Genomic DNA, 24,917 nt, shown 5'->3' with positions numbered 1-24,917 from the left:
CTCTATCCAGCAAAGACAAAAAGCTAAAACTCAAGAGCCCCCTCATCCGCCCTCCGGGCACCTTCTCCCGCAGGCGGGAGAAGGGACAGCAAACAGCAACTGCCACAGCAACTGCCAAAGCAACTGCCAAAGCCAAAGCCAAAGCCAAAGCCAAAGCAGAAGCCGAACCCAGAACAGCGCTCAAAGCCCTTCGACAGACCCATCCCAGCAGCCCCGCCACCTCCTCTCTGTTCCCCATAACAACCAATGCACTACCATCGGCCCATGGGAAAGGAAGACCGTAGACCAATTGCCGCCCGTTCCACCGGCTGGGCCCGTGCCCTCAGCGCCGCGTTGGCACGCTCCTCAATCACACCGAACCAGATTTCGGTACTCAGCATCTTCTTCGCTGCAGGTGGCGCCGCTGCGCTGCTGTATTGGCCAGGCATACCCGGGCTTATCGCCTGTGCCGTCGGCATCCAGCTGCGCCTGATCTGCAACCTGCTCGACGGCATGGTGGCGATGGAAGGCGGCAAGCAGACACCGACCGGCACGCTCTACAACGAATACCCGGACCGTATCGCCGACTCCCTGCTGATCGTCGCGCTCGGCTATGCCGCCGGCATGCCCTGGTTGGGCTGGCTTGGCGCCTTGCTTGCCGCGCTTACCGCCTATGTGCGTCTGTCCGGCGCCAGCCTCGGCCTGGCCCAGGACTTTCGTGGCCCGATGGCCAAACAACACCGCATGTTCGTGCTCACTGCAGCCTGCGTACTGGCCATCATCGAGCAGTTGAGCACGCACACGCATTACACACTCCCAGCCGCCGCCATCATCATCGCCGCCGGCTCGCTGCTGACCTGCATCACCCGTACCCGCGCCATCGCCGCGCAACTCAAGGCAGGCAACTGATGCTCTCAAGCCTGCTGGTCGCCGCCGTCAAGATCTTCATTGGTGCCTACCCGCGCTGGGTTGGCAGCCGCCCCAACGACACTCAACGCATTTACTTCGCCAACCACGCCAGTCATCTGGATACAGTCGCGTTGTGGTCAGCACTGCCGCCAGCACTGCGAGAACACACCCGCCCGGTCGCCGCGCGCGACTACTGGAGCAAAGGCGTGCGCAAGATCATCGCCGACAAGGGCTTCAATGCGGTGCTGATCGAACGTGACCGCAGCAAGTGTGAAGGCGATCCGCTGCAGCCGCTGCATGACGCACTGGATGCAGGTGATTCGTTGATCCTGTTCCCGGAAGGCACCCGCAACCACGAGCCCTTGCCGCAGCCGTTCAAGGCCGGCCTGTTCCATCTGGCCCAGCAGTACCCGCACGTGGAACTGGTTCCGGTCTACCTGGACAACGCGCGCCGCGCGCTGCCCAAGGGCAGCATGGTGCCGGTGCCGCTGGTGTGTACCGCGCGCTTCGGCGCGCCCCTCAGCCGCATTCCCGGTGAAGACAAGGCGCAGTTCCTGGAACGCGCGCGCAACGCGGTGGTGGAGCTGGCATGAACAACGTCTTCCAACAGCTGCCATTGGGCAGTTTCCTGCAGCAGGCCATCGAGCGCGCACCGCCCAGCTTCTGGTGGATGATCGGCGGTGTGTTCGGCGTGCTGATACTCGCCAGCTCGATCGGCTTCATCCTTGGCCGGATCAAACCCGGCTCAGTGGTCGACAACCTCAACGCGCGCATCCGTGCGTGGTGGGTGATGGCCGCGGTGCTGCTGTTCTGCTTCGTGCTGGGCAAGATCGCCACGCTGGTGTTCTTCGGCCTGCTGTCGTTCTTTGCGCTGCGTGAATTCATCTCACTGACGCCAACACGACGTGGCGACCATCTCGCTCTGTGCCTGTGTTTCTACATCGCCATTCCGCTGCAGTACTGGCTGATCGGCATCGACTGGTACGGCCTGTTCGTCATGTGCATCCCGGTGTACGGTTTCCTCGCGCTGCCAGCGGTATCGGCATTGTCGGGTGACACCGAGAACTTCCTGGAACGCAACACCAAGATCCAGTGGGGCGTGATGCTCACTGTATTCTGCCTCAGCCACGCACCGGCACTGATGCTGCTGCGCATTCCCGGCTACGAGGGGCAGAACCTGATGCTGCTGTTCTACCTGCTGTTGGTGGTACAGCTCAGCGACGTCCTGCAGTACGTGTTCGGCAAGCTGTTCGGCAAACACCTGCTTGCACCCTTGGTCAGCCCGTCGAAGACAGTTGAAGGCCTGGTCGGTGGCGGTCTCGCTGCAACCGCTGTTGGCGCCGCACTGTACTGGATCACCCCGTTCTCACCGCTACAGTCGGCGGCGTTGTCGCTGCTGATCGTGATCTGTGGCTTCCTTGGTGGCTTGGCGTTGTCTGCAGTGAAACGCAGCCTCGGCGCCAAGGACTGGGGCGAGATGATCGAAGGCCATGGCGGCATCCTCGACCGATTGGATTCGGTGGTGTTCTCCGCGCCGGTGTTCTTCCACGTGGTGCGCTACAACTTCCAGTAAGCCCCTGTAGTGCCGAGCCATGCTCGGCAAGGGGCTGTACCGGGAATGCCCCTGCCGAGCATGGCTCGGCACTACAGGTGAAGCTTCTGCCGAGCATGGCTCGGCACTACAGGTGAAGCTTCTGCCGAGCATGGCTCGGCACTACGGTGTAGCCTGCTCTTCCCGCAATCGCAGTAACCGCCATGAGCGAACACAAAGCCCACCAGCTGTCGATGACCGTCCTGATGTCACCGGAGATGGCCAACTTTTCCGGCAAGGTCCACGGCGGTGCGATCCTGCGCCTGCTCGACCAGGTCGCCTACGCCTGCGCCAGCCGCTATGCCGGCAACTACGTGGTGACGCTGTCCGTGGACCAGGTGACCTTCCGCCAACCGATTGCCGTCGGCGAGTTGGTCACCTTCCTGGCTTCGGTCAACTACACCGGCAACTCATCGATGGAAGTCGGCATCAAGGTCGTTGCCGAAGACATCCGCAAGGGCGCAGTGCGCCACGCCAATAGCTGCTTCTTCACCATGGTGGCGGTGGACGAGGATGGCCGGCCGACCCCGGTGCCGACGCTGCAGCCGGAGAACAGCGACGAGAAGCGTCGCTTCGCCGCCGCGCAGATCCGTCGCCAGCTGCGCCAGGAGATGGAGCAGCGGCATCTGGAGCTGCTGCAGAGCAATCCGTCCGGTGAAGCCGATCTGTCGGTGCCCCGATTGTAGGCGCGGCGTAAGCCGCGAAGCTGGCCGATATCTGTAGTGCCGAGCCATGCTCGGCAGGGGCATTGCTAGTAGAGCCCCTTGCCGAGCATGGCTCGGCACTACGGTTGGGCTTTGCTGGTAGAGCCCCTGCCGAGCATGGCTCGGCACTACAGGAAAGGCGTCAGCCGGTGTTCTGCACGCCTTGCGATACACCGTTCACGCAGGCTACCAGTGCACGCAGCAGGCCTTCGTCCTGGCGGTCGCTTGCGCGCCAGCGCTGCAGCAGGTCGACCTGCAGGATGCTTATCGGGTCGATGTAGGGATTGCGCAGGCGGATCGACAACGCCAGCCGCGGGTCCTGCTCCAGCAACTCCTGCTGGCCACTCAAGCGCTTCACCCAATGTGCGGTCAACGCCAGCTCCTCGCGGATCAGCGGGAAAAACTGCTCATGCAGCGGACCTGCCAGTTTGGAGAACTGCTCGGCGATATGGATGTCGCCCTTGCTCAACACCATCGACATGTCATCGAGGAAAGTCTCGAAGAACGGCCAGTCGTGCGCCATCTCGCGCAGCGTTTGTTCATGCCCTGCATCTGCAGCGGCCTGCAGGCCACTGCCGACACCGAACCAACCCGGAATCACCGCACGCGCCTGGCTCCATGCGAATACCCACGGAATCGCGCGCAGGTTGGTCAGCGCCGCATCCTGGCCCAGGCGCCGCGACGGCCGTGAACCCAGCGTCATCCGTTCGATCACATCGATCGGCGTGGCCTGGCGGAAATAACTCATGAACTGCGCGTCACCGACAAACGCGCGATAGGCGACGGAACTCTGCTCGGCAACCTGCGCCATCACCGGCTTCCACTGCTCTTCGCGCGGCTCGGCGGCGCGCGGCCGCAGGCTTGCGCGCAGTACCGCACCGGCAGACTGTTCCAGCGAACGCAACGCCAGCGCACGGATGCCGTACTTGCGATGGATCACCTCGCCCTGCTCGGTGACGCGCAGGCGTCCACCGATGCTGCCACGCGGGGAGGCGTTCACTGCGTGCGTGGTCTTGGTGCCACCGCGGCTGATCGAACCACCGCGGCCATGGAAGAAGGTCAGCTTGACGCCGAATTCCGCAGCGGTTTCAAGCAGTTCGACCTGCGCATGCTGCAGACCCCAGCGCGAAGCGGCGATACCCCCGTCCTTGCCGCTGTCCGAGTAACCCAACATCACCATCTGCACATCGTTGCGGGCGGCCAGATGTGCGCGGTAGACCGGATCGGCAAGGAGGTCACGCAAGGTGGCGGTACCGCGCTGCAGGTCATCGACGGTTTCAAACAGCGGCGCGATATCCAGCGGCACTGCGCTGTCTGCGTCCAGCAAACCACCACGCCGCGCCAAAGCGAGCACTGCGAGCACATCGCCGCGATCATGCGCCATCGAGATGATGTAGCTGCCCAGCGCATCGGCACCATGTCGGCGGCGCGCATCGGCCAGTGCAGCAAACACCTTATCCAGACGTTGGCCGGCTTCATCGTCGCCACGCCCCAGAACTTCCGTACCAGCGGCATACGGCGACAGCAGTTGTCCGCGGGCGACATCGTCCAGCGCATCGAATGCGTCCTGCCCGCCCAGCACCTCGGCCAGCGCGCGTGAATGCACGCTGGATTCCTGCCGCACATCCAGGCGTGCCAGATGGAAACCGAAGGTACGCACGCGCCACAGCAGACGACGCACCGAGAACCAGCCGGCATGCTTGCCCTTGTTGGCGTCGAGACTGTCGAGGATCAGCTGGATGTCGTGGATGAATTCTTCCGGTGATGCATAAGCGCCGGGGGCATCTTCCAGCGTCGCCTGCAGGCGCGCACGCATGCGGTCGTTGAGCAGGCGATACGGCATGTCAGCATGACGTGGACGCGACTTCACCTGCGGCAGCAGCTGCTGGTATTCCTGCACACGCGCCAGCACTTCATCGCTGACGCCAACCAGTTCGATCGACTGGCTGAGCAGGCTGGCCAGCGCAAGCATATCCTTCAGGTACAGGCCCAATACGGCGCTGCGCTGTGCGTTCAAGGTAGTGGTGATCGTGCCGGCATCCACGTTCGGGTTGCCGTCCATGTCGCCGCCAACCCAGGTACCAAAACGCAGCAGGCGCGGCAGCGGCAGGGTCCTGCCCCAGGTATCGCGCACGGCCTGTTCCAGCGATTCGTAGAACACCGGGATCACCCGGTACAACACGCGCGTCAGGTAGAAGCCAACGTGCTCGCGTTCGTCATCAACCGTTGGCCGCACCGGCGAGGAATCGGCGGTCTGCCATGACGCGGTCAAGGCCATGCGGAAACGTGCGGCATCAGCGGCCTGCTCGCCGGGCGTGCGTTGACCGTCGAGGTTGTCGACCAGCGCGGCAACCATCAGCTGTTCTTTTTCCAGCAGGGCACGGCGCACGGCTTCGGTCGGGTGCGCGGTGAACACCGGCTCGATATCGATCTGCGGCAGCCACTGCGCCAGTTCTTCCGGCGTCACGCCCTGCGCCTTCAGTGCGAGCAGCGCGTCATGCAGGCCTTCTGGTTGCGGGCGCTTGGTGCCTGCGCGTTGGTAGTCACGGCGACGGCGGATGCGATGCACGCGCTCGGCAATGTTGACCACCTGGAAATAAGTGCTGAATGCACGCACCAGCGCTTCGGCATCGCGCGGCGAGCGGCCAGCCAGCTGGGTGCTCAGCGAGAGCAGCGGTGCCTGGCTTTCGCGGCGGGCAATGGCGGCCGTGCGCACGTCTTCCACTTCATCGAGGAAGCCGGGCGATACCTGTTCGGAAATCAGATCGCCAACCATTGTGCCAAGGCGGCGCACATCGTCGCGCAGGGGCAGGTCGGGGGTGGCGAAGACAACGCTGCTGCGGTACTCGTTCATCGAAGACGTAGAGCCTGGAGAGCGGAAACCCGTCAAGCCTACCGCAAAAATCAGCACAATTTTGCAGTGCACCAAACCTGAAACAGTTGCATTTGAATGTTGTCTGGCGGCTGTCCTTTTGGACAGGAACGCATGGCGAAACAGTCAGTTCGAGGACATGACGAAACATCGCTTCACCTGTAGTGCCGAGCCATGCTCGGCAGTACGTTGCTTCGCTCTTGCTCAAAGCCCCTCGCCCGCTTGCGGGGTGAAAGAGGGGCGTTTACAAACCATCGGTTTGTGCCCCTGTTGAACGAACTTGCGCCAGCGCAAGGGCCGGGGCGCGGAGCGGGGGTTGGGGTGAGGGCGGCTTTTTGCTTTGACCGGTAACGCCCCTGCCGAGCATGGCTCGGCACTACATTGCTGCCCCTGCGCCGAAGGCGCGGGGGCAGCAACCACACGTCAGCGCTTCTTGCCGGCTTCAGCACCCAACCATTGGTCCAGCCAGTCTTCGCTTTCGGCCAGCATGGTCATGATCGATTCGCGTGCGCGGTAGCCATGCGATTCGTTCGGCAGCATCACCAGCCGCGAGGTGCCACCCAAGCCCTTCACCGCAGCGAACATGCGCTCGCTCTGGATCGGGAAGGTACCGGAGTTGTTGTCGTCAACGCCGTGGATGAACAGGATCGGATCCTTGATCTTGTCGGCGTAATTGAACGGCGACATCTTCTGGTACACGTCCTGCGCCTGCCAGTAGTTGCGCTCTTCGGCCTGGAAGCCGAACGGCGTCAGCGTACGGTTGTATGCACCCGAGCGCGCAATGCCCGCCTTGAACAGACGCGTATGCGCCAACAGGTTCGCGGTCATGAAGGCGCCATAGGAATGACCACCCACTGCGATGCGCTCACGATCACCAACACCGCGCTTCACCACTTCATCGACCGCCGCCTGTGCGCTGGCAACCAGCTGCTGCACATAGGTGTCATTCGGCTCGGTGTCGCCTTCGCCAACGATCGGCATCGTTGGGTTGTTCAGCACCACATAGCCCTTGGCGAGGAAGGCCTGCGGGCCCCAGTAACTGACGGCGTTGAAACGATACCTGGAGCCGCTGACCTGGCTGGCATCGGCCGCGGATTTGAACTCGGCCGGGTAGGCCCACATCAGCACCGGACGCGGACCGTCCTTCTTTACGTCGTAGCCGGGCGGCAGCAGCAGGTCGGCGGTGAGTTCCACACCGTCGGCACGCTTGTAGCGGATCTGCTCCTTCTTCACCCCACGCAATGCCGGCAGCGGATGCGCGAAGTGTGTGAGTTCCACCGGCTGCGCATCTGCCGTCAGGCCACGGGCGATCAGGTTGGCCGGTACGTCGTTGGATTCACGGTACGTGAGGATGCGGCCACCCTCGCCTTCGCTGATGCTCAAGGGCATTTCGTAGTACGGCGCCTGCGACTGGAACACGCGCACGCTCTTGCCGCTGGCAAGCTCAACGCGGTCCAGGAACGGACGATCACCTTCGGCCGACGCGCCCTCGCCGATACGGTAGAAACTGTTGCCATCGGCGCTCAGCTGCAGCCGCGAACGGCCAGCAGCATCGGTGTGCAACACCGGCTCACCCGGGTCGCTGTAGCGATCATCTTCCGAACGCTGGACCAGCAAGGTTGCCGCCTGATCGAGGTGATCCGGGGCGATCTTCCACTGCTTCATCTGGCGGCTCTTCCACCAGTACTCATCCAGCAGCGCCAATTCGCCATTGGCCCAGGTAACCCCTGCATAGCGCGAGCCCAGCTGCGCCAGCGTCACCGGCGGCTTGTCGAACGGCGCGGCCTGCAGCAGCACCGCATCGCGCACCTTGGCCTCACGCGAGGGGTCACCGCCATCCTGTGCCTCTGCCCACACCAGCGAGGCCGGCGCATCGGCACGCCAGCTGATCGAGCGCACGCCGGTGGCAACCGCATCGTTGCCGGTCGGCAGCCCGTCCACCAGCGGCAGACGCGCCACGGTGTGCACCAGCTTGCCCTGGGCATCCAGTACTTCGATGTTGCGCGGGAAGCGGCTGACTGGCACCGCATAGGAGAACGGCCGCTGCACGCGCTGGCTCAACAGGTACTTGCCATCAGGCGATGCAGTCAGGCCCAGATAGATGCCAGCCGCCCCAACCGGGGCACTGTCACCGTTGATCGACACCCGCACCGGCTGCGCCTGCATGTAGTACTCGAACAGGCGCGCGTCATCCTCGTTCTTCAACATGTCCTGGTAGGTCCGCACCGAGCGCACGCCCTGCCCGGCCTCGGTCTGCTGCACGGCAGGGCCGGTCGGCACGCCATCACCCTGCGGCGGCGCGCCCTGTCCCGCCGGGCGCTGCATGACCAGCAGCGCATCGCTGCCCGGCAACCAGGCATAGCCACTGCCGACGATGCTGTTCAGGCGCTCGGCAACACGACGCGCACTGCCGGCCTCCACATCCACCAGCCACAGCTCATTGGCGCCGGTCGCTGGGTTCAGCTGGTTGAACGCGAGGTACTTCTGGTCCGGCGACCAGGTCAGTGCAGCCACCGACAGCGGTTGCGGCAGGCCGCTGATCTGGCGCTCCTTGCCATCGATGTTGGACGCCAGCCACAGCTTGCTGCCGAACGAGAAACGGCTGTCGGAGACGGTCTTGGGGTGAATGCGCAGGCCGGCCAGCTTCAGCTCCGGGGCAGCGACCTGGGCGATGGACGGCAGCGCCGGGATCTGCAGCAGCGCAGTCAGGTCACCCTTGGGCGACAGGTACAGGCTGGGCGCGCGTGGGGCATCCACCACCGCCTGCAGCGCGGCCGACGGCAACCGGTAGCCTTCGCCCTGCTGGGCGCCCTTCGGCACCTGCAGCGGGGTCAGCGCCATGACCGGCGGCACCGCCAGCAACAGGCCGGCGCACAGCACCAGTGCGGCCGAGGCGCGGCGACGGCGATGGGGGGACAGATTCATGGCGCATTCCTATTGGACGGAAACAATCCCCCAACTTAACAATCCCCATCGACGCTGGCCCCTGCCGTTGGTTGGGCCCGCGGCGTGGGCGCGTCGGCGCGATATACTGAGCGGCCCGTTCCGAGGGGCGCTGCGACCGTTGGGTGGAACCGTCCACTACAGCCCGTGTTCTTGCACGGACTTCCCAAACGGCCAGGCTCGGACGGCTTTCACGCAACAACGGCGCCCGGCGAACGCGAGCCTGCTCGCACCACACCGGAGCTCTAAATGAACGCTGTTGCCGCTACCTTCTCGCAGGAAGGTGATTACAAGATTCGCGATATCTCGCTGTCCGATTGGGGCCGCAAGGAACTGGACATCGCCGAGCACGAAATGCCGGGCCTGATGTCGATCCGTCGCAAGTACCAGGCCGAGCTGCCGCTGAAGGGCGTGCGCGTGACCGGCTCGCTGCACATGACCATCCAGACCGCCGTGCTGATCGAAACGCTGAAGGACATCGGCGCCGAAGTGCGTTGGGCTTCGTGCAACATCTTCTCGACCCAGGACCACGCTGCCGCCGCGATTGCCGCCACCGGCACGCCGGTGTTCGCATGGAAGGGCGAGTCGCTGGAAGAATATTGGGACTGCACCCTGGACGCGCTGACCTTCACCCTGGCTGACGGCACCCTGACCGGTCCGGAGCTGGTGGTCGACGACGGTGGCGACGTCACCCTGCTGATCCACAAGGGCTATGAGCTCGAGAACGGCAGCAACTGGGTCAACGAGCCGGCTTCCTCGCACGAAGAACAGGTCATCAAGAACCTGCTCAAGCGCGTTGCAACCGAGCGCCCGGGTTACTGGGGCCGCGTGGTCAAGGATTGGAAGGGCGTCTCCGAAGAGACCACCACCGGCGTGCACCGCCTGTACCAGCTGGCCCAGGCCGGCACCCTGCTGATCCCGGCGATCAACGTCAACGACTCGGTCACCAAGAGCAAGTTCGACAACCTGTACGGCTGCCGCGAGTCGCTGGCCGATGGCCTGAAGCGTGCGATGGACGTGATGCTGGCCGGCAAGGTTGCCGTGGTCTGCGGTTACGGCGACGTCGGCAAGGGTTGCGCCGCTTCGCTGCGTGCCTACGGCGCGCGCGTGGTGGTCACCGAGATCGACCCGATCTGCGCCCTGCAGGCCGCGATGGAAGGCTTCGAGGTCAACACCATCGAATCCACACTGGGCCGTGCTGACCTGTACGTCACCACCACCGGCAACAAGGACATCATCCGCATCGAGCACCTGAGCGCGATGAAGGACCAGGCCATCGTCTGCAACATTGGTCACTTCGACAATGAAATCCAGGTCGATGCGCTGGTGGCTTACAAGGGCGTGCAGCACGTCAACATCAAGCCGCAGGTGGACAAGTACATCTTCCCGAACGGCAACGCGATCTTCCTGCTGGCCGAAGGCCGCCTGGTCAACCTCGGCTGCGCCACCGGCCACCCGAGCTTCGTGATGTCCAACTCGTTTGCCAACCAGACTCTCGCACAGATCGACCTGTGGGCGAACAAGGACAGCTACGAAAACAAGGTGTACCTGCTGCCGAAGAAGCTGGACGAAGAAGTTGCCCGTCTGCACCTGGAAAAGATTGGCGTGAAGCTGACCACCCTGAGCCAGGAACAGGCCGATTACATCGGCGTCCCGGTCGACGGCCCGTTCAAGCCGGACCACTACCGCTACTGATCGGCAAAGCCTTTGCCTTTGCTTTAGCCCCTCTCCCGCCCGCGGGAGAGGGGTTGGGGTGAGGGCAGCTTTTAGCAGGTCCGGTAAAGCCCCTGCCGAGCATGGCTCGGCACTACAGTCTTCTTGCGCACGCTGGAAGGGTTGGAGTGAAGGCAAGCTTTGCAAAGAACGGGCGCCGCAAGGCGTCCGTTCTGTTTGCGGCACAATCGTCCCAACACGATTGCCTGCCGCCGCCATGACTGCACCTGTCCCCGAAGCCATCACCGCACAACTCGCCCTCGCCTGCGACGTGATCCGGCAGCAGCTGGCAGTCAACTTGCTCGCTATTTACCTCTACGGGTCCGCACTCGACGGTGGTTTGAAGCCACTCAGCGATATCGATCTACTGGTGATCGTGGCCCAGCATCCCGACACTGCCACCTTGCGACAACTGCAGCGCGAGCTGCTGGCCATCTCCGCGCCGCCCGGCCAACATCCAACACTGCGTGCACTGGAAGCGACGGTAATCACGCAAGCCGACGTGAAGCCCTGGCGCCATCCAGCACGGCGCGAGCTGCAGTTCGGCGAATGGCTGCGGCAGGACATCCTCGCCGACGTCCTGGAATCGCCCACGCCGGACCCCGACCTCGCCATCCTCCTGACCAAGGCCCGTCAGCACAGCATCGCCCTGTACGGCCCAGCCCTCATGGAACTACTTCCCTCCGTGCCCGAGCGCGACTTCCAGCGGGCGCTGGCTGATACCCTGACGCTGTGGAGCACCGCAGACGACTGGCACGGCGAGGAAGCAAACATCGTGCTCACATTGGCACGCATCTGGTACAGCGCACAGACCGGAAGCATCGCGCCGAAGGATGTCGCCGCGGAGTGGCTGCTGCAGCATCTGCCGGAGCAGCATCACGCCTTTATCAGGCAGGCACGGCAGGAGTATCTCGCGCCAACCGACAGCCCTCCCCTCTGGCCCGCCGCTCCACTGGCCGCTTTCATTCACACCGCCAAGGCGCGCATCACGGAGATCCTGCAGGCAGGCACCAGCTGAGTCGCCAACAAACGACCTTTGCCGCATCATTGCCCAGCATCCCCCCTTCATGGAAACGCAGATGGCCAGCAGCGAAAAAGTCCAAGGTCCGGCATCGTATTTCCCGTCCATCGAGAAGACTTACGGCAAACCGATAAGGCACTGGCTGCAGCAGCTGGAGACGGTCAAGGACAAGAAGCACATGGAACAGGTGGCCTTCCTGAAAGAACAACACGATATCGGCCACGGTCATGCCAACGCACTGGTCGCTTACCAGCGGGCGCAGAGCGGAAGCTGACAGGCGCATACCAAGCTCCCCACGCGACAGCAACACGCCAGCACCTCCCGGACAAGAACTCCCAACATGCAACCCACCCTCATCGAGCGCCCGGCCTTCAACGTCATCGGCATGGAAGCAATCTTCCGCGAAGGCGAAGATGGCTATGCCGAACTCTGGCAACGCTTCATCCCGCGCGAAAATGAAGTCACCGGCAAGATCGATCCCGTCGTCAGCTACGGCGTCTGCATACCGCAGGCCGACGGCACGCTGCGCTACATCACCGGTTTCGAGGTGAGCGAGGAAGCGGTCATTCCGGAAGGCATGGTCCACGTCCAGGTTCCCGCGCAACGCTATGCCGTTTATACCCACACTGGCACCGCACCGCAGATCAGCGCAACGTTCCAGGCAATCTACGATCACTTGCTGGCCGATCACGGCCTACAGGCAAAAGACGGCGTTGACCTGGAACGTTACGACGCACGCTTTGACGATCCGTTCGATCCGGAATCGCAGATGGAACTGCATATCCCGATCCATTGATCGGCAAGACAGGCAGCTTGCTCACCGACTCCTGTTCTGGGAGTGCGGGAGGTTCAGCAGCTCCATGCACTCCGGCCAAGCAAAGCGAACAGGCGCCGCCCGGCGCCCGTTTCGCATGCGCCCCCGGCATCAACCGCGATGAATGGACACCCCACCATCCACCAGCATTGCCGCGCCGGTCATGAATGAAGACTGGTCCGAGGCCAGGAACATCGCCGCCGCCGCCAACTCACCTGGATCGGCAATTCGCTTCAGTGCATGCAACTGCGCCACCTGCGCCATCGCTTCCGCTGAGCCATTCATTTCATGCGCCATCGGTGTATCGGTGCCACCGGGCAACAAGGCATTCACCCGCAACCCCTGCGGTCCGAACTCCGATGCCAATGCCTGGGTCAGCCCGATGATGCCGGACTTGCTGGCTGCATAGGCCGCAGCACCGGCGAAACCCACCGTATGCCCGACAAAGGTTGAAGTAAATATCAGGCTGCCTCTGCCGCCGCGCAGCATCGCCGGGACCTGATGCTTGGCGGACAGGAACATCGCGGTGAGGTTGGTATCCAACGTACGCTGCCAATCGACCAATGCCAGCCCGGGTGTCGGCCCCAATGGCCCCATCGTGCCGGCATTGTTGAAGGCCACGTCCAGTCGACCGAACCGGTCCAAGGCCAAATCGACCAAGGCCTTTGCATAGGCCTCTTCGCAGACATCGCCCGGCAGACACACCGCAGTGCCGCCACTTCCGGCAATCTCCGCGACAAGCCGATCCAACTCGGCAGCGCGCCGCGCTCCCAGCACAAGGGCCGCGCCTTCTGCGGCGAACAACACTGCTGCAGCACGGCCAATACCGGAACTGGCTCCGGTGATGATCGCAACCTTTCCATGTAGCTGCTTCATGTAAGCTCCAATCGACAAGGGAGCTGCATGCTGCATCCATGACGGCAGTATTGCCCGCCAGATTCGGACACCAAAGCCAAGGTCCAACAGCTGCAACCGGAGTCAACGCGCGATGGCTGATATCACACCGCAGGAAATGAGATGAGCGACTTCACCGATGTGCGCTTTACCCTCGCTGTGCAGGATCTGGCAAAGTCCACTGACTACTACGCTTCAGTGCTTGGCCTGCAAATGGATTTCACTGCGCCCGGCTGGATTTTCATGTCGCGCGGCAGCTTCCGGATAATGCTGGGCGAATGCATCGACGCTACGCCACCGCATGCGCTTGGTGATCACTCCTGGTATGGCTACATAACCGTGGCAGACGCCAGCAGTCTGTTTGATGAGTACCAAGCGGCGGGCGCGGAATTCACCCAGCCGCTCGCTGACAAGCCGTGGGGCATGCGTGAGTTCGGAGTGCGCACGATCGACGGCCACAGGATCATGTTTGGGCAGGAGCTTTGAGGGTTCGCCAGGATGCTGGGCCCTGGAGCACGCTTACCGGGGCTGTTGTAGGAGCGGCTTAAGCCGCGAAGCCGGTGCACCATCAACCCGTGCAAATGTCGGGGGTTTCAGCACCATCAGCTTTGCGGCTTACGCCGCTCCTTCAAAGATGCAGATTGCGCGTGGCCGCAAACGCAGCCTGAACTGCCGGAAAAACCAAGATTGCTGTTGTGGGAGCGGCATGAGCCGCGAAGCTGGTACATCTGCAGATGGCACAAATACCTGCAAGCTCCAGCGCCATCTGCTTCACGGCTTACGCCGTTCCCACAATCGAGCAAAACTCAGATCGCCCCCGGGCGCAGGCGCAGGCTGCCCAGCACTTGATCCCACAGCCCCAGCGCCTGTGCGTCATCGCGGAATGCCGGTGCATCGGCCTTCTCTTCGGTCAGCAGCTGCAGCGACAGGAACGGGAACTGCAAGGACTCCGCACGTCCCTGCGATTCCCACAGGAAGGCATACATCTTGCCCCCGTCAGCTTCTGCATGGGCAAGAATCTCCTGCCCCTGGATCGGCCCTACGTTGCGCTCACCACGGCGCAGATTGCGCATCCGCGCTGCGGCGGCTGCATATTCCGGCGGCAGGTCGGAGGCACGCTGCAGCAAGGGCTTGTCAGGGTTGCCGGTGACATATGACATCAAGGTCATGCGCGCGCCCGGATGCGCACGCGGACGCAGGCCGATGGTCATCTCCTCGCTGTTGATGCGATTGCCCGCAATGAAACCCGAGTCGACGCAGAATCCCGCGGTGGTCGGAATGGTGTTGGGATCGCGGTAGCTGATCCTTGGCCGCAAGGCGCGGTAGTTCTCAATCGCGGCAGGAAGCTTCGCCGCTTCAGTCTCGCCACTGACCAGGTATTGCACGTTGTGCGCTGGGTCCAGCACGTAAAGCTCCTGGCGATGACCAGCGCGACTGCTCTCGCTGAGCCAGGACGTCACCAACACCGCATCATCGTCAATACGCGTTTCACTGACCGACATGGACTCACCCGCACGATGCCGCGCTGCCTTCAGCGCAGCGATGCGCGCAGCCACGCGCTGACGGAACGCCTCCGCAGATACACCGGTAGTCGTCTCCACCTTCTTGCGTGCATACATGTAACCGGGCTGGATCGAGGTCGCAGCAGGCACATCCAGCAGGAATCGGCCAACGCACAAAGTCTTCATTTCGCTTCCCTGTCGTTTCGGTGCCGCGCCGGCAACGCCGCCCGAGGCAAAGGTCAGTAGTACTGCAGCCAGCACGCCATGCAAGAGCGGTCGCCGCGTCATCGCATGCAACGCCTCACGCCCAGTCCGCGCTTTGCGCAAACCGCACTGCGGCGTAAAGGGTTGCCCAGCGTGTGCGCTCGTCGTTGTAGCTGCCTTGATGGTCATAGCCTTTTTTTCCTTTCAGCGCGTACTGCCCGGTGCCGAAACTGCCTTGGCGGAAACATCCCGTGACCTCAGCTTTGGGGGCTGCACCTGAACACGCCGGGACTGTGCCATCACCAGGATCGGCGGGATCGGCAATCTCCAGCTTGATCACACCAACCGCGTCCTGCAGTTTGATCTTGCCGTTGTGGTTGTCCGACACCGGCGTCACCGAATCCACGCCGGTCATGCTGCCGCCGCTCCAGCCCAGGTCACCCCAGGCAAGCTGCTTGGCGTCATCACCGTAATGCGCGAAGGTCGGCTTGTGGTACTTGCGCTCGATGTCCTTGTGGAAGTCCCGCACACCTTCGATATTGATCTGGAAGCCGGTACGTGGCGTCAGCGCCGGGCCATCTTCTTCTTCGCGTGCCGATGCCGCCGCCGGCGCCGGTGCGCTCGGATCGAGCAGACCAGTATTGGCTTCGGGAACCAGCCCATACCATTTGGTGTTGAGGTAGATCTCGTTGTACGGATCTGCGCCAACCGGCAGACGCGGGCCCTTGTCGCCCAGCTCCAGCCAGGCCTTGCCTTCGTTGTAATCCGCAGCGGGCAGCAGCTCCAGGCCACCGGGTGATTTGGCGAGGATCGCCACCACTTCGCCGGCATCACGGCCCAGGATGATGCTCGAAACACCGGTATAGCCAGCACGGCAATGGTGATATGTAGCTGCTGCACCCGTTGCCGGCATCACCCCATGCGAGACGCCCAGCAACTTGCCGTAGTTCGACACCTGCGACACCGCGCGTGCCACCAGGCCGCCCATGGAGTGGGTAACCAGCAATACCTTCTGCGCGTTGATGCCGCGCGTGGCGTAATACGGCAGGATCACGTTATCGATGCGCGCGACAATGTCCTGCGCCGACAGACGATTGCTCTGCAGCCAGTTGTAACCACCGGACCAGACTTCGAAGCGATAGTGCGCGGCGTGCTTGGCCTGTTCCAAGGTAAGCGCGGCATTGCCGCCGACCATCTCGCCATACTCGGCCGGCGCGCGGGCGCCATCTTCGGCCCACCACGGCTGCAGCTTGCCCGCCGACATCAGGTCATTGAGCTTGCGCTGCATCTCCGCCATCACCGGGTTGTAGGCCGAGCGCATCAACTGGCCCCAACCACGTTCGCGCGCCAGCGTCTCGGGAATGGTCTTCTCCGCATCAAGCGGACCGCGGTCGTCCACTTCCGATGTCAACGGATTCAACAAGCGTTGCCGCGTGGCAGCGCCACGGAACAGGAACACGAACATCTGTCCGATCGCACCCAGCACCGCGCCGACACCATCCGTGTTCGGTGGCCGCCATACCGGATCACCGGTGACCGTCGACTTCAGGTTGGTGCCCATGATGCCGGGCAGGAAGATCACCGGAATCACCGCATCGGTATCGGCCTCGACCACCTTGTCGCGTTTGTCCTTGACCTGGGTAAGCCGCGCACGTGCGACCGGCCGCCCATCCTCGTCCCAGTCTCCGCTGGGCAGCACAACGTCCTGTTTCTCTTCCATGCGCTAGACCTTCCCAAGAATCTTGATGAGCACCTCATCGATGCCCTGCCCGCTCTGCCGCGGCAGGCGCCCCTGTGCATCGGTGACCAGCTCGCTGCGGCCACCATCACCGCGGGTGAGCTGCACCCGCGTATTGGGCATGGGCTCGCCCGTGGCCCGGTGCCGCACCACGTAGACATCATCGAACTGCGGGTCTGGCCAGCTGTTCATTTCGGTGGACAGATGGGTGCCGCCAAGGAAGCTCTTCTTGCTCGCATGCACGGTGATCTTGCCCGGGCAGTTGAAGCTGATGTTGCCGCCTTCGATGGTGACGCTGGCGCCACCGGTGGTGGCGATGTGCAAGGTCTTGCCGGCAGTCAGTTCCACCACGCCCTGGGCGCTGGCTGCGCGCAGGGCCTGCTTTGATTGCATGCGCACTTCGTCGTGTTGCGCCTGCACGTTCAGTTCATCGGTGCCGGCTACCACGCTCAATGCATTGCCGCCGTCGCCACCGCCTTCCACGGCAGTGGCCAACATGCCGATGGCCTGGCCTGCATGCAGACGCGCGTCGCCCATCACCGCGGTATCGCTGTCGCCGCCGCTGGCCAATAGCAGGCCTTCGCCGACCGACCAGTGCAGTGCCTGCCCAGCGACATGGACAATGCCAGCCGGCGCCGCGAACCCCAGCAGCGGATCGCCGCTATGCGGTACCCGACCCTCACCGGCGCTTGCCTGCCGCTGCTCGGCTTCGCTGCTGGCAGCTTGGTACTCCGTACCGGCAACCGTGGTCTTGGCGCTGGCCAGCATCGCTGCCAGCGGCGCCTTGTCCGGCACGATGCTGGAGCGGTCCTTGCCGCGTGCGCCTTCCTTCATCGCCAACGCAGTGGTCAGATGCGTGCGCGCCGATTGATTGAAGCGTGTACTCAAGGCCTGCAACTGATTGAGCAAGGCCGCCGGTTGCACGGCTTCGCCCGCAGGACTGTTGCTGCGGTGCGCATAGGCACTGAACCAGCCGCCCGACGTTGTACGCACCGCGCCCCAGGCATCACTGCGCAGCTCGAAGCCGGTGCCGCGCAGGCTGCCAAGGAAGTTGTCGGCCTGATGGCGCAGATGGCCAAGACTCAACTGCGAGGTCTGCTGGCTGCTGGCGAGCTGCACACGCAGTTGCTGGTCGGTGTCATCAAACAGCAGGTGATTGCTGCCTTCGCCGCCGTCCCACTCACGCGAACGGATGCCCCATACCGCGCCCGCATTGCGGTGCGCATCGTCGCCGGCGCCTGCCGCGTGCCAGGCAGGCGCATGGCCGCCACTGAGATTGCCCTGCGCACTGGCGGTGCCATCGCGCGCCTGCGCATAGGCGCTGTGATCGGCGTCGGCACTGGCACCAGCAGGCGTGGGTGCAACACCCGCTTCGCCACGGCCGTTGTACAGCGCACCCAACACGATGGGACGGTCGATATCACCCTCAAGGAAACCGACCAGCACTTCCTGGCCGATACGCGGCAGGAACTGCGCGCCAACACCGGGGCCCGCATAGCGCTGGGCTACCCGCAGCCAGGTGGTGTCGCCCTGCTCATCCTGGAAGTGGAAACGCACCCGAATCCGGCCAAGGCTGTCGGCATGCACGTCCTTGCTGTTGCCGCCCTGCCCCGAGACGACCACCGCGGTCTGATAGCCCGGCACGGTCGGCCGTGGATTCAGCCGATGGCCGTTGCCATCTTCCAGCGCCGGCCGCCACGGCAAGTTCCGCTCGGTCGCCTTGAAGCGATTGGCATAGCCCACTTTCTCGGCCTGCTGCCACAGTCCGGCATCGGTCCCTGCCATCGGCGTGCTACCCAAGGCATCGTCCATCGCCTTGCGTACATCAGTGGGCAGGTTGTTGATGCCCACGTGCTCCACCTCCACCAGCAACAACTCGGGCGCGGTCGCAAACGGCGCCTGCTGCACCTCAAGCCAGGTGCCGGACTGGAAACCACGCACCGTGCCTTGGCCTTGCCAGCTGCGGCCGTGGACTTCATGCGCCTGCGCATGCAAGCGCGCATACCAATCTGCCGCACCGGCATTGCTGAAGGCATATGCGCCAACAACGTCATAGCTTTCGCGCTTGGAGGCCTCACCGCCGCCGTCCAAGGGTAGCTGCGTGCTGATGCTGCGCACCTGACGGTAATCATCGCTGACCAGGCTCAGGCTGGTGCTGCCTAAGGCGCGGCGTCGGCCCAGCATCTGGATGCTGTCCGTGGATTCGGTGGCATCACTGCGATGGAAGCGCACACCGGCTACGGCGCTGCTGGCGTCCTGCGGCAGGCCCAGGCTATCGGCAAAGATCTCCATGCCGTTGCCGCAAGAGGATTGTTCCTCGGCGTACAGGCGCCAACCCAGCCCTTCCTCGGCCAACAGCCGCTGCAGGAAATCCAGATCGCTCTCGCGGTACTGCACGCAATAGCTGCGCACGCGCGTACCAATGAATTCATCGCAGCCTTCGGTCCAGCGCCAATTGGCCAAGTCCGGATAGTCGGCAAGCACCGCGTCGACTATCTCGCGCACGCTCTTATCCTGGAACACACGGCTGTGCCGCGCATGCTGCAGCCACCAGGTCCACGACCGCAGCGACACGCGATAGCGCACCAGTCCGCCATCACTGCCCATGCGCTGTGCGTGCGCGACCAGACCACTGCGTTGCTGCTCGCCACCATCGGCCATGCGCATCACCAGCACCGCCTGGGTGCCAAGCAGCGCATCCAGCGCAACGCCTTGATCGGTGGACAGCACATCCACATCCGTCTGCGCATGCGCAGACAGGCCATCGCGGCCCCACCAGCGTTCGACCATGCCCCCGCCAAATCCCGAGCATCGCCATTGATACTGACGCTGTGCATCACTCGGCGCAGCCACCTGCGCCATCAGGCTATTCAGCTTATCCATGCCAACCCAATGCGTTTCCCGTCTGCCATTCAGCAGACGCGGTAGGATCCCCCAAGCCGAATCTATCAGAACTTTCCTATAGCCCGCGTTACGGGTTGGAGGAGCCGGATTGGTGGGAACAGCTTGGAAATTGGCTCAAATTGCGAGCTTTGCGAATGCTTATGTGAAGACGCAAGACCTATTCACAAATGTGTAGACCTTCAGCGGATCGCGCGTAGAGAGACTGGTGTCACGGTTCTTCGATTTCGCCGGGCGCACCTCAAAACACTTCTGCGATCTGCTCATTGCCGGCTCATGCATATCGCCCCAGCGTTCTTCATGATTCCCCTTCGTCGGAACTATGTTCCAGCAACTTCCTTGCTGACGCCTGAGCTGCGCCCTGCTTCGGCCCCTCCCCTTGCGAAGCAGGGGGAGGTTGGGAGGGCTTGCTGCAGGCGTGCACAGCCCCAAAAGCACCCCTCCCCAGCCCTCCCCTTCGCTACGCGAAAGGGAGGGGGCAGAGCTACTGCCTCCGCCTACTTTTACGGCGGCGTCGCTTTGCCTAACAGGCGCTCATAATCCGGCATCTCCGGCGTGGTGTGCCGCAAGTGGAGGTTGTGCAGGATGGCGTCGAAGCGCTTTTCGCTTTCTTCCAGCGGCGGCGGTTGCTGCTTGAGCTGCGAATAGGTTTGTTGTGGCCAGGCTTGCATCGTCATCGAAACGAAAGGCATTGCCTGCACTCCCTCGATTCCCGGCATGCCCGCATAAAGCTGATAGGTACGCACACTGGGATCGCGCTTGGTCTCGCCCTCGCGGGTGATGGCAATACCGGTTTTATCGAAGCTCAGCCCGCCGGCTAGAATTCCGCCTGGTTTGACAACGTCGCGCCGCTGCACATCATCTGCCGGCATTGTCAGCAATACACCGGGATACGCCAGAACCTGCCTCCAGTTCGAAATTGGCTGTTTGGCGATGCCTTCGCCCATTCCCGGTGCCGGTCGATAGCCGGTGTCGATGCTGTAGGCGACATTGGGGCGGTCCACGTAACGGAACGAGGCGTGCGCGTGGTAATCGGTGGTGCCATCGTCGGGGAAGAACAGGCCCGGGAAACAGACACCGGGTTCGTCCGGTACTTCTCCGGGCGCGCGCAGCCGCATGCGCTTGATGTCGCGGCGGATCTTGGCCATGGCTTCCTCTCGACGCGGATTGCCCTCCTCCGAGTTCACAGTGGACACCAGCGAAATGACATTGCCACCCAGTAGCGCGCGTACGGCCAATCGGCCGGTGCCGCTTTCTGTTGCAAGTTCACCGGGAAAGCCGAAGTTGTGGATGCGTCGGTTACGGGCAATTTTGAGTTCTTGCTTGGCCTCCTCAACTGTTGCTTCTCGTCCCCTGATTATTGCCTCATCCGCCCCCCTTGCTCGAGCCTCCTCAACTGCAGCCTCGCGCCTCTGCACGCCTCTTGTCCACGCAGCAACGCTGGTACCGCGATCTGCAGTCTGATAACGGTCACGATGCATCTCCATCACCTCTTCTGTAGCTGGCTGCGACACCATCACTCGCATGGCCCCGTAGCCCATGCGTTCGCGACGATCGCCAGGTACGCCATCCAGAAACAAGGGTGGTTCGTTGTCCTCCACCTTGCGTAGCGGATCCAGCGCCCATTCGATTGGGCCATCCACCTCGAATACCAGGCGCCCTAGACACTCGCGGGTAGAACCTGGCGTCCAGGCCGGCCTGAAATCGCGCGTTGTCTGCAAACGTGGCATATGCGTCTGCAGGCGCTCTTCAACCATAGGGCCGGAGTGAGGTGCCGACGATGGCATTGAGGCATCACAGCCGGCCGGGCCGAGCAGTAGTGCCGAAACAAGTAGCAGCGTCCGTCCCGTTTCCATGTGTCCTTCCATCGCATTTATGCCTCAAGCTTGAGTTGGCGCCGGCACGGTTTCAACCTGGGCGATTTGCACTTCATCATGCTGGACCTGTTCTTTATCAAGATTGGCCAGAATCGATAGCGCGAAACCCGTGTTATTGCTTTCTTTAGCCAACCAGCCTACCGGCAAAGCACAGATGAAGCCCCGCACACCCACCGGCACACTTTCTGGTGCGATACCGGCCACGCCTTGTGGGCGGGCTTTGGCGTCATAGCCAATCTCCCAGATCAGATGCCCGTCGTCATCGGCTCGCTTTGCTTCACGCCAAAACAGTGGATCAAACGGCATGCGGAACTTCAGCTTGCCACGATTCTCCCCGTACCGCCCCCCCGTTGGCGCGTCTGCAGGCTCCGGATAGCGCCATGTGGGCCAAAGCGCTGCGTTCATATTCATTTCGTTAGTCGGATTTTCCGAAACAACCCTTGCAGGCTCGCTCCTCGGCACAAAGGAAAAGGCCGCTTCATACGCGTTTGCGTTATCAACGGCCCGTCGTCGAATAAGTTCAATGGTGTCCATTGCAGCAGGTTGCCCAAGAACCTCCACGCTCAGCAGTTTTTCCGCTGGCCGCACACTCCCGTTGCCTTTTTCAGCAAAAATATTCCGCCACAAAGACTTTCTAAATTCATGGACGCTCGCTGAAACCTTTGAAGTGCGCAAACCATCCAACTTCACTGCTACCTGCGGCCCCCCAGCAACAATCACCGCAAGTTCTGAATCGCGCATTCCCAGCATGCTACGGTCATTGATATTTGCACTACCCAATACCGCGACATTGTCGTCGGCAATCAACAGCTTGCTGTGCACATAGATCTGATCTGTAACAGGCCGACCGCTGGGCATGACTGCGTGATTGCGTAGGTTGAGTAAAGTTAAGTATTCCGGCCAGCGCTTGCCTTCTTCGTGGCGTAAAAGGTCGTTCAACAACATCTCCTGCGCCTTCTTCAGCGCCTCTTCCTCACTCAGTCCCCCATGCTCTTGCTCATACCGTGCAACCAACGCGCGGCGCACGCAATTGACCAAGCTCTGGGTACCATGCACCAGTGACTGCATGGTCAAATCCACCTGGCGCATAAGGGTGATCTGGTCCAGCATGCCTTCCGGGTGAACTGGCACCAGCAGATAAACATGGAACGGATTACCCTCGTTGATCGCACGCTCGATGCGACGGGCCAGAGCCTTGTTGATCGGGTTGAGCAACTTCGAGTGGTATAGCGGTTTCGGTTGCGGGTTCTGCCGACTCGGTTTCTCCTTGCCCGCGCGCTCCATCACATCGACCGTAGTGATGGTCTCGTGATTGCCGAGGATACGCCGCACCGCACGCTCGAACGCCTGATAGTCATCATCAAGCAGCACCTTCCCGGTGTTCTGCCACTTCACCGTGGCCGGGTTGATGGTATTGATCGGCACATCCTTGATGCCCAACAATTCCGCGTACTTGTCGTAGCCTTCCAAACCGCGGATGGAAACCATCGCGCCCGCTGGCCCTGACAGCGGCTTGTCAGGCTCGTAGTCATCCACAAAGCCGGCATTGTCACTCTGAAAAAACTGGCCTTCGATGTAGATGAATTGCTGGGCACCATGAATCGCCTTCAGCATGGCCTTGAGGCAGTTGTTCTGGGCGGGCGGCTTTTCCTGTTTGGCGCCTGCGGCATGCTCTGCCCGCAACAATTCTTTTGGCGCACTACGCAGCACCTGCACCCAACAGCTTTTATTGGCAGCCGCACCCGCGATCACCTGCTTTGATCTGTGCTGCGGTTCGATATTGGCTACATTCGCCCGCGAAGGTGTAACCACATTGAACAGCAGCAAAAAGTAGCGCACCAGCGGCTGGTGGCGATTGGCGGAGTACGTGCCCCGATACGCTTGCGCGACCGCATTCCAACGCTGGGTGAAGTTTCGGCTGAGATCGTGAACTGCCGGCCCCTCGATGCCGCAATGCACGTCATGCCAAGGCTGCCGAGGTTGGCGTTCCGGATCGACCATGCGGGTCTGGCCCGGGTGCTGCTGCAGGGGCTCGTCGAACAAACGGTCATAGCGCGGGAAGGTGCCAATCCACTCGCTGGACAGGCTAACCAGGACGCCAACGAAGGCATTCACAGCCTCCTCGACCAACGCGAAGATCTCTTTCTTGTACGGAAGCTGGGAGATATCGACCCCGAGCAGCAGGTCCCACATCAGGTCAACGCCTTGCCTGAACTCCTGCCCGCCCTTCTCCCAAATACTGCGAATTTGATCACGTTGCGGAGATGGCACCTTGTTCCAAAGCCATTGTTGGGCCTCGATAGCTTTGGCTTCGCCATACTCCAGCGCTTTATCGCCCATCCCTTCCAGCGGGTTATGGCGATCAGCGAAGTCTTTTATGCCATCGCGTCGATCACCCACCCAGTCGCTTATGCCCTTACTGAAGTCGACGGTACGCGCAAAAATGCCCCTCGCTGGCGTGAACGGAAACACGGCCAATCCCCGCCCCATCGGCAACAAACCAGCGATCAGCAGTTCTATCAGCGGCACGCAGTCACTCAACTGCATCGCCGTTGGTTCCTTGATTGGGGGAATATTTGGCGAATAGTATTCCCCCAAAGTCCGCCCTTCGGCCAGCAAACTATACGTACCGGTTTCGCGCCTGCCGTAGGCCAGATCAATGCCGCCAACGAACGCTTTTTTGTTGTCCACTACCACCATTTTCTGATGATGCGAGAAGAACGCGTTCAAGCTGCTCATGTCGCTCTGGCCGAGCGCTGGCATGCAGTACGCACGGCCCTTCCTGGGAACTCTATTGATCAGGCCCTTTCCACCATTGAGATGGAACACCGCCATCATCGTGTGCAGATATCCGGTATCTATCGGCCCCGGCGGCGCCAACCACGGCATCACATAGACCGTGGCACCATTTTCCACAGCCTTGTCCAGACAGGACAGCAACGTACTGCCGTCACCCATCTGGACGGCGTAATTGATCTGCCAGCCCGCTATGAAAACACTCTCCTGAGCGTTACTGATCTCACGAGCAACGCGCTTGAAGTAGCTGTCACCACAGACAAAGAACTCGACATCATGACCCGGCAGCGGCTGCCCAAATACCTCGGACCATTCGGGGAGCGCAGGGTCGAGCACAACACTTTGGCCTTCGAATGCCTCGCCCAACTTGTCGTCAGTATTGGTCAAAAACCAGCCAGGCTGCTCGAAGGCGCGTTGCGCCTTGCCACTACCATCAACAATCTGAGTTACCGTCCTTGC

The 24,917-nt window shown here is 62.2% G+C and carries 16 protein-coding genes, 1 pseudogene and 1 riboswitch; of the genes and pseudogenes, 9 read left to right on the top strand and 8 right to left on the bottom strand.

Translation table 11 applies throughout. The annotated features are described in order from the left end of the window. The first annotated feature begins 264 nt into the window (after window positions 1-264). The 4 genes from ACVOLS_RS02940 to ACVOLS_RS02925 all read left to right on the top strand — a co-directional run bounded on the left by ACVOLS_RS02940 (window position 265) and on the right by ACVOLS_RS02925 (window position 3,165). Window positions 265-888: a CDP-alcohol phosphatidyltransferase family protein gene (locus ACVOLS_RS02940; protein WP_481544404.1), complete on the top strand. Its 624-nt coding sequence runs from the start codon at window positions 265-267 to the stop codon at window positions 886-888. Further along, window positions 888-1,481, top strand: coding sequence for a lysophospholipid acyltransferase family protein (locus ACVOLS_RS02935; protein WP_303748928.1), 594 nt, complete (start codon window positions 888-890; stop codon window positions 1,479-1,481). Before ACVOLS_RS02940 ends, ACVOLS_RS02935 begins: the two co-directional genes overlap by 1 nt. Before the next feature lie 77 nt (window positions 1,482-1,558). Then, window positions 1,559-2,461 (top strand): phosphatidate cytidylyltransferase, encoded by a 903-nt coding sequence (locus ACVOLS_RS02930; protein ID WP_481514052.1) that lies wholly within the window; start codon window positions 1,559-1,561, stop codon window positions 2,459-2,461. Window positions 2,462-2,643: 182 nt separating this feature from the next. Beyond that, window positions 2,644-3,165: an acyl-CoA thioesterase gene (locus ACVOLS_RS02925; protein ID WP_303748927.1), complete on the top strand. Its 522-nt coding sequence runs from the start codon at window positions 2,644-2,646 to the stop codon at window positions 3,163-3,165. Between the two features lie 160 nt (window positions 3,166-3,325). Here the strand turns inward: ACVOLS_RS02925 and ppc are convergent, their stop codons facing one another. Both ppc and ACVOLS_RS02915 read right to left on the bottom strand, forming a co-directional pair. Further along, window positions 3,326-6,037 (bottom strand): phosphoenolpyruvate carboxylase, encoded by a 2,712-nt coding sequence (gene ppc, locus ACVOLS_RS02920; RefSeq protein WP_481544403.1) that lies wholly within the window; start codon window positions 6,035-6,037, stop codon window positions 3,326-3,328. Between the two features lie 441 nt (window positions 6,038-6,478). Then, entirely contained in the window at window positions 6,479-8,980 is a 2,502-nt protein-coding gene (locus ACVOLS_RS02915; protein WP_481544402.1) for an alpha/beta hydrolase family protein, read from the bottom strand. Window positions 8,981-9,096: 116 nt separating this feature from the next. Beyond that, window positions 9,097-9,215: riboswitch (S-adenosyl-L-homocysteine riboswitch) on the top strand. Window positions 9,216-9,247: 32 nt separating this feature from the next. Here ACVOLS_RS02915 and ahcY point away from each other — a divergent pair. From ahcY to ACVOLS_RS02895, 4 genes are all read left to right on the top strand, one after another. Further along, window positions 9,248-10,693 (top strand): adenosylhomocysteinase, encoded by a 1,446-nt coding sequence (gene ahcY, locus ACVOLS_RS02910; protein ID WP_481544401.1) that lies wholly within the window; start codon window positions 9,248-9,250, stop codon window positions 10,691-10,693. A 235-nt stretch (window positions 10,694-10,928) separates the two neighbouring features. Further along, window positions 10,929-11,729 carry an aminoglycoside adenylyltransferase family protein gene (locus tag ACVOLS_RS02905; protein WP_481544400.1) on the top strand — a complete coding sequence of 267 codons (801 nt, stop codon included), beginning with the start codon at window positions 10,929-10,931 and terminating at the stop codon, window positions 11,727-11,729. Window positions 11,730-11,790: 61 nt separating this feature from the next. After that, window positions 11,791-12,006, top strand: coding sequence for a DUF4287 domain-containing protein (locus tag ACVOLS_RS02900; RefSeq protein WP_481544399.1), 216 nt, complete (start codon window positions 11,791-11,793; stop codon window positions 12,004-12,006). Between the two features lie 66 nt (window positions 12,007-12,072). Then, window positions 12,073-12,528, top strand: coding sequence for a GyrI-like domain-containing protein (locus ACVOLS_RS02895; protein ID WP_481544398.1), 456 nt, complete (start codon window positions 12,073-12,075; stop codon window positions 12,526-12,528). 129 nt (window positions 12,529-12,657) lie between these two features. Here the strand turns inward: ACVOLS_RS02895 and ACVOLS_RS02890 are convergent, their stop codons facing one another. Continuing rightward, a complete protein-coding gene (locus tag ACVOLS_RS02890; RefSeq protein WP_481544397.1) occupies window positions 12,658-13,422 on the bottom strand; it encodes an SDR family oxidoreductase in 765 nt (254 codons plus the stop codon). A gap of 141 nt (window positions 13,423-13,563) precedes the next feature. Between ACVOLS_RS02890 and ACVOLS_RS02885 the strand changes: the two genes are divergently transcribed. Further along, window positions 13,564-13,926, top strand: coding sequence for a VOC family protein (locus ACVOLS_RS02885; RefSeq protein WP_481544396.1), 363 nt, complete (start codon window positions 13,564-13,566; stop codon window positions 13,924-13,926). A gap of 320 nt (window positions 13,927-14,246) precedes the next feature. On the opposite strand, the gene ACVOLS_RS02880 is transcribed toward ACVOLS_RS02885, so the two are convergent. The 5 genes and pseudogenes from ACVOLS_RS02880 to ACVOLS_RS02860 all read right to left on the bottom strand — a co-directional run. Further along, window positions 14,247-15,128, bottom strand: coding sequence for a T6SS immunity protein Tli4 family protein (locus ACVOLS_RS02880; RefSeq protein ID WP_481544395.1), 882 nt, complete (start codon window positions 15,126-15,128; stop codon window positions 14,247-14,249). 115 nt (window positions 15,129-15,243) lie between these two features. Continuing rightward, window positions 15,244-16,866 carry an esterase/lipase family protein gene (locus ACVOLS_RS02875; protein ID WP_303748919.1) on the bottom strand — a complete coding sequence of 541 codons (1,623 nt, stop codon included), beginning with the start codon at window positions 16,864-16,866 and terminating at the stop codon, window positions 15,244-15,246. A 3-nt stretch (window positions 16,867-16,869) separates the two neighbouring features. After that, the gene (locus tag ACVOLS_RS02870; protein WP_481544394.1) at window positions 16,870-19,767 is read right to left on the bottom strand and encodes a type VI secretion system Vgr family protein; all 2,898 of its coding nucleotides are present in this window, start codon (window positions 19,765-19,767) and stop codon (window positions 16,870-16,872) included. A 521-nt stretch (window positions 19,768-20,288) separates the two neighbouring features. Continuing rightward, window positions 20,289-21,641, bottom strand: a complete 1,353-nt coding sequence (locus tag ACVOLS_RS02865) for a DUF1090 domain-containing protein (protein ID WP_481544393.1) — start codon at window positions 21,639-21,641, stop codon at window positions 20,289-20,291. Between the two features lie 783 nt (window positions 21,642-22,424). Next, window positions 22,425-24,371, bottom strand: a pseudogene (locus ACVOLS_RS02860) (phospholipase D-like domain-containing protein); the annotation flags it as partial. Window positions 24,372-24,917: the final 546 nt, after the last annotated feature.

The organism is Stenotrophomonas sp. STEN038 (assembly GCF_056759895.1).
This window is presented reverse-complemented; position numbering and strand designations above follow the sequence as displayed.